Genomic DNA, 9338 nt, shown 5'->3' with positions numbered 1-9338 from the left:
GGCGCCACCGCCGCGAAAGGCCTTCGGCAGCCGTGAGCTCGGCCTGCGCGTCCTCTCGGGGATCGTGCTGGCCGCGCTCGTCGTCTCGGGCCTTGTGCTGGGCGGCTGGGCGTTTGCCGGAATCTGGCTCGCGGCCGCGATCGTCGGCGCGGGCGAGTGGATCGGCATGAGCCGCACCCTGCCGCGGCGCGCCCTTCTCGGCACCGTCGCCGTCACGCTCGCCGCGCTCACGATCTGCCTGGAGCGGGAGGTCGCGCTCCCCGTCGGCCTCGCCATTCTGGCGGGCGGTTCGGCCCTCTGCCTCGCCCTGCCTCGCGACAATCCCGGGCGCCTCAGAGCGCTCGGCGCTCTGCTGGGTGGCGCCGTCATCGCCCTGGTGCCGCCGGCCCTGCGCGACGCGCCTGAGATCGGCATCCTCGGCCCCGCCTGGATGTTCGCGGTGGTCTGGTCCACCGACATCGTCGCCTACTTCACCGGCCGTACCTTCGGGGGCCCGAAGCTGATGCCGGCGGTCTCGCCGAAGAAGACGTGGTCGGGCGCCCTCGGCGGACTCGCGGGCGCGGTGGTGGCCGGGACGGCCCTCGTCGCGCTCGCCCGCCAGCAGGGCTGGAGCCCGCTCGCCGACACCAATCTCGCCCTGGTGGCGCTCGTCAGCGCCGTCTCGTCGGTGCTGAGCCAGGCGGGCGATCTCCTCGAATCCGCCCTGAAGCGGCATTACGGGGTCAAGGATTCCGGCCGGTCGATTCCCGGCCACGGCGGCGTGATGGACCGCCTCGACGGATTTTTCGCGGTGGCGCTGCTCGCCGGCCTGTTCCTGGTCGCGCGGCGCCTCGCCGCCTGAAGGAGTTCTTTTCGTGGCTCTCACCGTCTCCGTGCTCGGCGCGACCGGCTCGATCGGCCGCTCGACCACCGACCTCCTTGCCCAGCACGCCGACCGCTTCCGGGTCGGCTCAGTGGTGGGTGGGCGCGACGCACAGGCGCTCGCCAAGCTCGCCCGCGAGATGAAGGCGGAGTTCGCCGCGCTGGCCGAGGAGTCCGCCGGCCCGGCGCTGGCCGAGGCGCTCAGTGGCTCCGGCATCCCGAATGGGGCGGGCGAGAGCGCGGTGCTTGAGGCGGTGGCGCGGGAGGCCGACATCGTGGTGGCGGCGGTCAGCGGGGCGGCCGGCCTCAAGCCGACCCACGCGGCGCTCCGGCTCGGCCGCACGGTGGCGCTTGCCAACAAGGAGAGCCTCGTCTGCGCGGGCGAGGCCTTCATGCGCGACGCCAAGCGCTACGGCGCCACCCTGCTGCCGGTCGATTCCGAGCACAACGCGCTGGCCCAGGCGCTCGGCCACGGCCCGGTCTCGGATGTGGCCAAGATGACCATCACGGCGTCGGGCGGCCCGTTCCGCACCTGGACCCGCGAGCGCATCGCGGCCGCCACCGCCGCGGAGGCCGCCGCCCATCCGACCTGGTCGATGGGCATGAAGATCAACATCGATTCGGCCTCCCTGATGAACAAGGGGCTGGAACTGATCGAGGCGCACCACCTCTTCGGCCTCGGCCACGACCGGCTCGACGCGATCGTCCACCCGCAATCGATCGTGCACGGGCTCGTCTACTGGCTCGACGGCGCGGTGACGGCGGGCCTCGCCATGCCGGACATGCGCGTGCCGATCGCCCATTGCCTGGGCTTGGGCGAGCGCCTGACCATCGCGCGCGGCCGCCCGCTCGACCTGGCGGCCGCGGGCAGCCTCACCTTCGAGCCGGTGGACGAGGCGCGTTTCCCCTGTCTGCGGATCGCCCGGGCGGCGCTCCGCGACGGCGGCGCGGCCCCGACCGTGATGAACGCCGCCAACGAGATCGCGGTGGCGGCCTTCATCCGCGGCGAGATCCCGTTCTACGGCATCGCCGATCTGGTCGAGCGCACTTGCGAGCACTTCGCCGGCATCCACCGCACGGCACCCGAGGATGTCGACGCGGCGCTCGCCATCGATGCCGAGGCGCGCGCCTGGTCGGCGCAGGCCCTGCCGCGGCTGCGCGCGGCGGGCTGAGCCCGATCGGGACCCGGAGAGGCTGGCCGAGAACGCATCCGTGTCCGCGCGGTTGGTCCTGGGCCGCCCCACGGGAGGGCGGCGCAGCGATCTACGAGACGATGGCGCGGTTCCTGAAGGACAACGGCCTCACGCTGGCCTTCTTCGGCCTGTTCCTCATCTGCATCGGCGGGCAGGCGATCAGCGGATACGCCCTCCAGGCCGAGGATCCGGCCGGCCAGTCCCGGAGTTCCGGCCTGATCGCCTATCTGGCCGATCCGAGCTTCCTGAAAGGTGTGTTCAGCAACTGGCAGGCGGCCCTGCTTCAGCTTCTGGTGCTGATCGTCTTCAGCGTGTTCCTGCGCCAGCGGGGCGCCTCGCACTCGCGGAAGCCCGATGACGAAGCGGGCGCGCAGCACCCGGGACCGGGCGCGCCCGACCAGGTGGGCCGCCCGCACTCCTGGACATACGCCAACGGGTTGTCGCTCGCCTTCCTAGCCCTGTTCCTGCTCGCCTTCGCGGCCTTCTTCTTAGCGAACGCGGCGAGCTACAATGCCGACAGGAGCCGGCGCGGAGAGGCCGCTCTCAACCTCGCGCAATCCCTCGTTTCCGCCGATCTGTGGTTCCAGACCTTCCAGACCTGGCAGGCGGAGTTCTTCGCGATGGGCATGTTCCTGCTCCTGAGCATCTATCTCAGGCAGGACGGCTCCGCGGAGTCGAAGCGGCTCACGGCCCGGGACGACGAGACGGGGGCGGTCAACGAGTAAGCCGCGGCCGGACGCGGCGCGGCGGTGCCCGCTATGCGGCCTGCGGCCCGTAGCCCGCGTAGAACACCCGCACCGCCTCCGTGACCCGGTGACGGATCTCCTCCTCGCTCGGCGCCGCGCCGGCGTTGAACAGGAGCCGCGTCAGCATCCCGGCCTGACAGAGCTGCAGGAAGTGCTTGGCGGCGAGTTCCGTGTCGGCGGGCCGCAGCCGCCCGGCCGCGACCTGCGCGTCGAGATAGGCCTTCAGCCGCTCGACCCCGCAGGCGGGCCCCGCCTCGTAGAAGGCCTGCCCGAAACGGGGAAACTTCTCGCAGGCGCCGATCACCATGCGGATGATCGAGACGTGCTCGGGCCGCGCCATCATGGCAAGGTAGCTGGCGCCCAGGCGCGTCAGAACGGCGGGCACGTCCGGGTCGGCCTCGTCCAGACGGAACAGGTTCTCGGCGAGCCCCTCCTTCTCCTCGACCGTCAGGGCCTCGAACAGGGCCTCCTTGCTGTCGAAGTAGACGTAGAGGGTGCCCTTCGAGACCCCGGCCGCCCGGGCGATCTCGCCCATGCTGGCCCCGTCGAAGCCGGACGCCATGAAGACCTGGCGCGCGCCCTCCAGGATCTGGCGGCGCTTCTCGCCCTCGGCCGGGATGGGCCCCGCCCCCCGCTCCAGTGTCGCTGCGCCCGTCATCTCGTCGCCGGATCCACCGCTCAGATTGACCGAACCGTTCGGTCAGTGCTACGTACCGCTTCCTGCCGACGGCCGTCAACTCGGGCCGCCGAATGACCGAACGGTTCGGTCAACGATCTCGAGGACCAGACCCCATGTCGCTTCGTGAGGATGCCGATCGCTCGGGCAGCTTCGTCGAGGCTGCGGAGGAGGTGCGTGATGCGGCCGCGCCGCACCGGCCGGCCCCGGCCCCGGCCCCGGAGCCTGCGGCAAGCGCCCCGGCCGCGAAGCCGCGGCGCCCCCTGCGCCGCGTCGTCCTGCTCCTGCTGCTCTGCGCCGCCCTCGGTGGAGGAGCCTATGCCGGTTGGCAGTGGTGGACGGTCGGGCGTTTCTTCGTGAGCACGGACGACGCCTACGTGCAGGCCGACATCTCGGTCCTGGCCGCCAAGGTCCCGGGCTACCTCGCCGCGGTGCCGGTGGTGAACGGGCAGGCCGTGAAGGCGGGCGCCGTGATCGCCCGGCTCGACGACGGCGACTATCGCCTCGCCCTGAAGGCGGCGGAGGACAAGCTCGCCACGCAGGAGAGCACCATCGCGCGCATCGGCCGGCAGGCGGAAGCCGCGCAGGCGCAGGTGCTGCAGAGCGCCGCCCAGATCGACGCGGCGAAGGCCGACGCCGTGCGGGCGGGCGCCGACTACGCCCGCGCCACGCAGATGCAGGCGGACTACGTCGCCAAATCCCGCCTCGACCAGGCCAAGGCCGACCGCGACCGCACCGAGGCCGCCGTAAAGTCCGCCGAGGCGGCTCTGGTGGCCGCGCGCGCCAACGTCGCGGTGCTCCAGGCCCAGACCCGGGAGGCCGAGAGCCTCGCGGCGGAACTCCGCACGGCCGTCGACCGGGCGCGGCGCGACCTCGACTTCGCTGTGATCCGCGCGCCCTTCGACGGCGTCGTCGGCAACAAGGCGGTCGAGGCCGGCGCCTACGTGGCGCCGGGCTCGCGTGTCGCCGCGCTCGTGCCCCTGCAGAGCGTGCGGATCGACGCGAACTTCAAGGAGACGCAGCTCGCCCGCGTCCGCCCGGGCCAGGAGGTCCACATCCACGTGGACGCCTACCCGGACCGCGATATCGTCGGCACGGTGGAATCGCTCTCGCCGGCCTCCGGCTCGGTCTTCAGCCTGCTGCCGCCCGACAACGCGACGGGCAACTTCACCAAGATCGTGCAGCGCCTCCCCGTGCGCGTGCAGGTGCCGGCGGACGTCGCCCGCGAGGGCGTGCTGCGCCCGGGCCTCTCGGTGGTGGTGCGGGTCGATACCCGCGACGGCGCCGACGCGCCGGTCCAGAAGCTTGCCGCCCGGCACTGAGTCCCGCGCCATGGCCGCCCAAGCCACTGCCCAAGCCACTGCCCAAGCCGCTGCCCAAGCCACTGCCCAAGCCGCCGCCGGCCCCGTCCCGGCCGACCCGCCGCTCGACCGCCGCCGCATGGTGGCGTTCGTCTGCATGGTGTTCGGGATGTTCATGGCGATCCTGGACATCCAGATCGTCTCGGCCTCGCTCAACGAGATCCAGGCCGGCCTCTCGGCGTCCGGCGACGAGATCCCCTGGGTGCAGACGAGCTACCTCATCGCCGAGGTGATCTCGATCCCGCTCTCGGGCACGCTCTCGCGGGTGCTCTCGACGCGCTGGATGTTCTCGATCTCGGCCGGCGGCTTCACGCTGATGAGCCTGATGTGCGCCACCTCCTCGTCGATCGGCGAGATGATCGTCTGGCGCGCCGCGCAGGGCTTCATCGGCGGCGGCATGATCCCGACCGTGTTCGCCTCCGCCTTCACGATCTTCCCGCCCTCGAAGCGCACGATCGTGTCGCCGATGATCGGCCTCGTGGCGACGCTGGCGCCGACCATCGGCCCGACGGTGGGCGGCTACCTCACCGACCTGTTCTCCTGGCACTGGCTGTTCCTGATCAACATCGTGCCGGGCATCTTCGTCACGGTCTCGACCTGGTTCCTGGTCGATTTCGACCGGCCGAACCTCGACCTCCTGAAATCGTTCGACTGGGCCGGCCTCGCCTTCATGGCGGGCTTCCTCGGCTGCCTCGAATACGTGCTGGAGGAAGGCCCGAACCACGACTGGCTGCAGGACGAGGCGGTCTTCGTCTGCGCGCTGGTCTGCGCCGTCTCGGGCGTCCTGTTCTTCTGGCGGGTCTTCACGGCGCGCCAGCCGATCGTGGACCTGCGCGCCTTCTCGGACCGCAACTTCGCGGGCGGCTGCGTCTTCAGCTTCGTGATGGGCATCGGCCTCTACGGGCTGACCTACCTGTACCCGGTCTATCTGGCGCGGGTGCGCGGCTACTCGGCGCTGCAGATCGGCGAGACGATGTTCGTCTCAGGGCTCTGCATGTTCGCCACCGCCCCGGTCGCCGGCAAGCTGTCGGCGAAGCTCGACCCGCGGGTGATGATGGCGCTGGGGTTCGGGGGCTTCGCGCTCGGCACCTGGATCGTCACCGGGCTGACCAAGGACTGGGACTTCTGGGAGTTGCTGCTGCCCCAGGTGCTGCGCGGCTGCTCCTTGATGCTGTGCATGATCCCGATCAACAACATCGCGCTCGGCACCCTGCCGCCGGAGCGGATGAAGAACGCCTCTGGCCTGTTCAACCTCACGCGCAACCTCGGCGGCGCGGTGGGGCTCGCGCTGATCAACACGGTGCTGAACGCCCGCTGGGACCTCCACCTCGCGCGCCTGCACGAGCGCTTCACCTGGGCCAACACCGCCGCGCTGGAGCGCCTCGACGCGATGCGGCGCCAGTTCGAGGCGTTCGGGGGCGATGCCAACGGCATGGCGCTGAAGGCCATGACCAACACGGTGCGGGTCCAGGGACTGGTGATGAGCTTCGAGGACGTGTTCCTCGTGCTGACCGTGCTGTTCCTCGCGATGGCCTGCGGCACGCCGCTGATCCGCCGCCCGAAGGGCGCCGCCCCGGCCGGGGCCGGGCACTGAGCCCGAGCCCCGAACCGCCTCCACGTCGGGCCCGTGCGCCCCTTGCGGGGGGCGAGAGGGAGAGCCGCGGCGCCCGGCGCGCGCCTCACTCGTCCATCAGCGGGTGCAGGTCGCGCACCATCCCCTTGAGGCGCTCGTCGAGCACGTGGGTGTAGATCTGCGTGGTCGAGATGTCGGCGTGGCCGAGCAGCTCCTGCACGATGCGCAGGTCCGCGCCGTTCTGCAGCAGGTGGCTGGCGAAGGCGTGGCGCAGGACGTGCGGGCTGATCCGGTCGGCACGGATCCCGGCAGCGGCGGCCGCCACCTTCAGGTCGCGGCCGAAGGCCTGCCGGGTGAGATGCCCGCTCTCGCTGTCGGCGGGAAACAGCCACGCCCCCTCGGCCGTCAGGCCGGCGAGATGCTCGCGCATCGCCGCGCGGGCGAGGTCGGTCAGCGGCACGAGACGCTCGCGCCCGCCCTTGCCCCGCACCACGAGGTAGCGCTCGCGGGTCGTGCCGGCCGAGCGCGGCAGGCTGATCAGCTCCGAGACGCGCAGGCCCGTGGCGTAGAGCAGTTCCAGCAGGCACAGCATCCGGCGCGCGCGCGCCGCCTCGCCGGCGTTCTCGGACGCCCCGACCCGCGCGCGCGCCACGGTCAGAAGGCGATCGACCTCGGCCACGCCGAGCACCTTCGGCAGGCTCTGCGGCCGGCGCGGGCCGGAGACGGGCGCGGACGGATCGGTCTCCGCGAGCCCTTCCGCGTACAGGAACTTGTGGAAGCCGCGGATGCAGGAGAGCTTGCGCGCCGCCGAGGAGGCCTTGAGGCCGAGCGTCTCCAGGGTGGCGAGGTAGGCCCGGAGCGTCGCGGCCTCGACCGTATCGAGGTCGATCCCGCCTTGCGCGAGCCAGGCCCGGTACGCGTCGAGGTCGCGCCGGTAGGCGGAGAGCGTGTTGGCGGCCGCCCCCCGCTCGGCCGCCAGCATGTCCAGATAGGCGCCGATCTCCGGATCGGGCGGGCTCACCGGTTGGCCGGCGGCTGCAGCTTGGCCGGAGGAATCGTCACGCTCATCTCGCGCGGGGTCGGCTTCACGAAGGTCGCCAGGGCGAACATCCCGGCGAAGACGAGGCCGGCGAGGATCGCCAGCGTCGCGAAGAAGCGGAACAGAGTCGGCACGTCGGGACAATCTCGGTCGAGCGGGAGCGGCGCCGGCAGGCCGGGAGGTTCGAGCAACCCGGGGCTCTCGCGTTGCACCACGCGCCCGCCCCGATGGCAAGGCCCCGCGGAGCACACCCGCGGTCACAGCTTCGGGGCGAAGCTCGGCCGTACCGGCGCCCCGGCCGTTCCCTGTCCCCGGCAAACGCGCTAAGACCCGGCATTCCATGCGAAGTCTGCTGCGATGAACGAGCCTGCGGAGCCGGGCGGAGAACCGATCGAGGCGCGTCTGCGCCGGGCCCTGGGGGCCCGGTCGATCGTGCTCGTCGGCCTGATGGGGGCGGGCAAGAGCACCGTCGGACGGCGGCTGGCCCAGCGCCTCGGCCTGATCTTCAAGGACGCGGACCACGAGATCGAGGCTGCGGCAGGCCTCACCATCCCGGACATCTTCGCGATCTACGGCGAGCCGAGCTTTCGCGACGGCGAGGAGCGGGTGATCGCGCGCCTCCTGCGCGCGGGCCCGCTCGTGCTCGCCACCGGCGGCGGCGCCTTCATGCGCGACACGACCCGGGCGCGGGTCGCCGAATCCGGCGTCTCGGTCTGGCTGAAGGCCGAGCTCGACGTGCTGATGCGCCGCGTGCGCAAGCGCGGCAATCGCCCGCTCCTCGAGACCGAGGATCCCGAGGCGACGATGCGCGCCCTGATGGAGGCACGCCACCCGGTCTACGCCGAGGCCGACGTGGAGGTGGTCTCCCGGGACGTCTCCCACGACCGGGTGGTGGACGACGTGCTCGAAGCCCTCGTCGCCCATCTCGACCCGTCCGCGCCGCCCGCGGTCGCCGCGCAGTAAGTCCAGACACCGACCCAAGGCCATGTCCGACAGCCCCCTCACCGTTCATGTGCCCCTCGACGCGGGCCGCGCCTACGACATCCTGATCGGGCGCGGCCTCGTCGCGGAGGCCGGCGCGCGCGCCGCCGCGCTCGGGGCGCGCGCCGCCGGCATCGTCACCGACGAGACCGTGGCGGCCCTCTACGGCGACCGGATCCGCGGGAGCCTGGAGGCGGCGGGCCTGCGGGCCGGGCTGATCGCGGTGGCGCCGGGGGAGGCCTCGAAGTCCTACGCAGGCTACGCGGCCGTCTGCGACGGGCTGCTCGCCCTCAAGATCGAGCGCGGCGACCTCGTGGTGGCGCTCGGCGGCGGCGTGGTGGGGGACCTGGCGGGGTTCAGTGCCGCCACGCTCCGGCGCGGCGTGCGCTTCCTGCAGGTGCCGACCACCCTGCTGGCCCAGGTCGATTCCTCGGTCGGCGGCAAGACCGGGATCAATTCCCCGCTCGGCAAGAACCTCGTCGGCGCCTTCCACCAGCCGCGCCTCGTGCTCGCCGACACCGCGACCCTCGACACGCTGTCGGAGCGCGAGATGCGGGCGGGCTACGCGGAGGTGGCCAAGTACGGCCTCATCGGCGACGCCGACTTCTTCGGCTGGTGCGAGGCGAACTGGCGGGGCATCTTCTCGGGCGGGCCCGAGCGCGACGAGGCGGTGGCGATCTGCTGCCGCGCCAAGGCCGGCGTGGTGGTGCGCGACGAGCGCGAGGACGGCGAGCGCGCCCTGCTCAACCTCGGCCACACCTTCGGCCATGCCCTCGAGCGCCTGACCGGCTACGAGTCCGCCCGGCTCGTGCACGGCGAGGGCGTGGCGATCGGTCTGGCGCTGGCCTTCCGCTTCTCGGCCCGGCTCGGGCTCTGCTCCGGCCAGGAGGCGGGGCGGGTCGCCAACC

General features: G+C 72.2%; 10 protein-coding genes. 7 read left to right on the top strand and 3 right to left on the bottom strand.

The window, feature by feature from the left end; translation table 11 throughout:
* Window positions 1–43: 43 nt before the first annotated feature.
* From AX737_RS29525 to AX737_RS29515, 3 genes are all read left to right on the top strand, one after another.
* Window positions 44–841 carry a phosphatidate cytidylyltransferase gene (locus tag AX737_RS29525; RefSeq protein ID WP_245293525.1) on the top strand — a complete coding sequence of 266 codons (798 nt, stop codon included), beginning with the start codon at window positions 44–46 and terminating at the stop codon, window positions 839–841.
* Window positions 842–854: 13 nt separating this feature from the next.
* Complete coding sequence (gene dxr / locus AX737_RS29520; RefSeq protein WP_066927579.1) at window positions 855–2033, top strand: 1-deoxy-D-xylulose-5-phosphate reductoisomerase; 1179 nt, start codon at window positions 855–857, stop codon at window positions 2031–2033.
* 101 nt (window positions 2034–2134) lie between these two features.
* Window positions 2135–2779: a DUF6766 family protein gene (locus tag AX737_RS29515; protein ID WP_066927577.1), complete on the top strand. Its 645-nt coding sequence runs from the start codon at window positions 2135–2137 to the stop codon at window positions 2777–2779.
* Between the two features lie 31 nt (window positions 2780–2810).
* On the opposite strand, the gene AX737_RS29510 is transcribed toward AX737_RS29515, so the two are convergent.
* A complete protein-coding gene (locus AX737_RS29510; protein WP_066927575.1) occupies window positions 2811–3458 on the bottom strand; it encodes a TetR/AcrR family transcriptional regulator in 648 nt (215 codons plus the stop codon).
* 134 nt (window positions 3459–3592) lie between these two features.
* Here AX737_RS29510 and AX737_RS29505 point away from each other — a divergent pair, with 134 nt between their 5' ends.
* Both AX737_RS29505 and AX737_RS29500 read left to right on the top strand, forming a co-directional pair.
* Complete coding sequence (locus AX737_RS29505) at window positions 3593–4798, top strand: HlyD family secretion protein (RefSeq protein WP_066927573.1); 1206 nt, start codon at window positions 3593–3595, stop codon at window positions 4796–4798.
* A gap of 118 nt (window positions 4799–4916) precedes the next feature.
* Entirely contained in the window at window positions 4917–6431 is a 1515-nt protein-coding gene (locus AX737_RS29500; protein ID WP_156454043.1) for a DHA2 family efflux MFS transporter permease subunit, read from the top strand.
* Window positions 6432–6516: 85 nt separating this feature from the next.
* Here the strand turns inward: AX737_RS29500 and AX737_RS29495 are convergent, their stop codons facing one another.
* Together AX737_RS29495 and AX737_RS29490 are read right to left on the bottom strand one after the other, a co-directional pair.
* On the bottom strand, window positions 6517–7431 hold the full coding sequence (locus AX737_RS29495; protein ID WP_066927569.1) for a site-specific tyrosine recombinase XerD: 915 nt from the start codon (window positions 7429–7431) through the stop codon (window positions 6517–6519).
* Window positions 7428–7583 carry a histidine kinase gene (locus AX737_RS29490; protein WP_066927583.1) on the bottom strand — a complete coding sequence of 52 codons (156 nt, stop codon included), beginning with the start codon at window positions 7581–7583 and terminating at the stop codon, window positions 7428–7430. Before AX737_RS29490 ends, AX737_RS29495 begins: the two co-directional genes overlap by 4 nt.
* A gap of 223 nt (window positions 7584–7806) precedes the next feature.
* Between AX737_RS29490 and AX737_RS29485 the strand changes: the two genes are divergently transcribed.
* Window positions 7807–8412 (top strand): shikimate kinase, encoded by a 606-nt coding sequence (locus AX737_RS29485; protein WP_066927567.1) that lies wholly within the window; start codon window positions 7807–7809, stop codon window positions 8410–8412.
* Window positions 8413–8434: 22 nt separating this feature from the next.
* Window positions 8435–9338, top strand: a 904-nt coding sequence (aroB, locus tag AX737_RS29480) for a 3-dehydroquinate synthase (protein WP_066927565.1), incomplete at its 3' end; no start/stop codon positions are given.

It is taken from the genome of Methylobacterium sp. CCH5-D2 (genome assembly GCF_001556475.1).
In the GTDB taxonomy this organism is placed as follows: domain Bacteria; phylum Pseudomonadota; class Alphaproteobacteria; order Rhizobiales; family Beijerinckiaceae; genus Methylobacterium; species Methylobacterium hispanicum.
This window is presented reverse-complemented; position numbering and strand designations above follow the sequence as displayed.